The organism is Kitasatospora sp. NPDC047058 (assembly GCF_040643935.1).
GTDB lineage: Bacteria > Actinomycetota > Actinomycetes > Streptomycetales > Streptomycetaceae > Kitasatospora.
Genome location: NZ_JBEYVJ010000799.1, coordinates 1 through 1713 on the forward strand (window position 1 = coordinate 1; position 1713 = coordinate 1713).

Annotated in this window: 1 protein-coding gene; it reads right to left on the reverse strand. The window is 69.4% G+C overall.

The genetic code is table 11. From position 1 onward, the window contains the following. Window positions 1-278: 278 nt before the first annotated feature. A complete protein-coding gene (locus ABZ885_RS40610) occupies window positions 279-1430 on the reverse strand; it encodes a hypothetical protein (RefSeq protein WP_360200155.1) in 1152 nt (383 codons plus the stop codon). Window positions 1431-1713 lie beyond the last annotated feature (283 nt).

Consider the following 1713-nt stretch of genomic DNA (forward strand, 5'->3'; position numbering starts at 1 on the left):
CCGCCGAAACGGTGCGGGCCCTCTTCACATCCGTCACCGGAACGGGGCTGCCCCAGCGTTAGGTAACGGACAGTGAAGCGTCCGCCCAAGGCCTGGCTGTCACCAGCTGGCCACGATCCCCCTAGCGGTGGTTCGGGGGAATCGGCAGTGACCGGGGCTGGCATCACCTTGGTTCCGCAGTCCCGGGATCCAGGAAGCGGGGCTAGGCCCACTGCGCGGCAGTACTGCACCGGCCCGGTGGGCCTCATTCCCAGCCGGTGCAGTACTGACCCGCAGGCTCAGCGCACCGCGTAGGCCGTCTCTGTGACGACCAGCGGTGCGCCGGCCGGTCCCTTGATGTACGGGCCGCGCCAGATGATCCGGTGCACCCCCTGACTCGGGTACCACTGGCGGACCTTGTGCATCCGGACCGGGAAACGGTGCTGGTACATCCGATGCCCGGCGCCGTCTCCGTCCTTCGCGTCACCGGGCCGGGCGGCCAAGTGGACCACCCGGACATCGGGCACCGCCGAGGGCCTGACGCGCTGGCCTTGGCGCGGGACCGTGGTGGCGGGCTCGGGCCGGTGGACGGAGACCTCCGTCGACTTCTGTGCAGCCAGCCGCCAGAACGCGAACATGTACCGGCGGACGAAGTCCTGGGTCGGGTCCTCGATCACCTGACCGCCCGTCCACTCCCCGACCTCCTGTGCCTGTCCGCGTACCTCGGCAGCGCTTTGGCGCAGTTCCAGGTGGACCTGCTGGACTCCCTTGGAGATCTCGTGGAGCTGTGCAGCGTCCAGGTGCGCGAGGTGGCGGTTCCCGCTCATACCGACGACCCCGTCGGGTACGAGCAGGGGCAGCGGCATCCCCGTAGAGCGGGCGAGGGCCAGTGTGGTCGTCCACTCCTCAGGCTGGACAGGTCCGTCACGGTCCATGAAGGCGGTCACCCGCACCCCTGGTGTGCCGCCCTCGACTGGGGGCCAGGCGTTGAACAGCCGGACCGGGGCCCAGCCGAACGCGGCCGTGTCCGAGAGGGACCCGTTGCGGTTCGCGTGCACGATCGGCTCGGGCAGCATCAGCAGGCCCGTGGGCACCGGTAAGTCCACATCCCGGTCAAGGGTCGCGGTATCGGCGATCTCCAGCGTCGCGGCGGCCGCCATTACAGCGGCGTGCGCCGCCGGCGAGATGACGAAGACCTCGGCGGTGCGGAGCAGGTCCTGGTGCCGCCGGATCTCCCGCTTGGTGTGCGCCGTCAGATCCCGGTCCCACGGCGGTGCGTCACCCATCGCGCCGACGGTGATCGACAGCGCGTACTCCCACGCCTCCTCGTCGCCCAACCCGCCGGCCACCACTGCCGTGCGGTAGCTGTCACCGACGCCGTTGCTCGTGTTCTGGTGCATCATCGTCTCGACGAACGGATGGTCCACCGTGTCCAGCGTCTGCCGGATCATCTCGTGAGCCCGCCGCGCCGCTCCTGCCGCCGACCACTCACCGGCCCGGTCTCGTGACCGGGCTTTCTTCCCGCGGCTCGCCTTCCCCACCTGCGTTCCCTCCCTGGAGATCCCTCAAGATCAAGCGGATGCTGCCCACTGGCTGCCTTCACCAAGCGGACCAGGGCGCATCGACAGTGACCGAGAGCCCGCGGCCCCGGTACCGGGGCCGCGGGGGCGGGGGGGGTGTTGACTGAGATTGTAGCGCTGGATTAGGAATACACACCTCAGTAAAACACTCGCG

Bases quoted from the DNA above. Each gene is read 5' to 3' on its own strand.
- ABZ885_RS40610 (WP_360200155.1), bottom strand. From the start codon at position 1,430: ATGATCCGGCAGACGCTGGACACGGTGGACCATCCGTTCGTCGAGACG.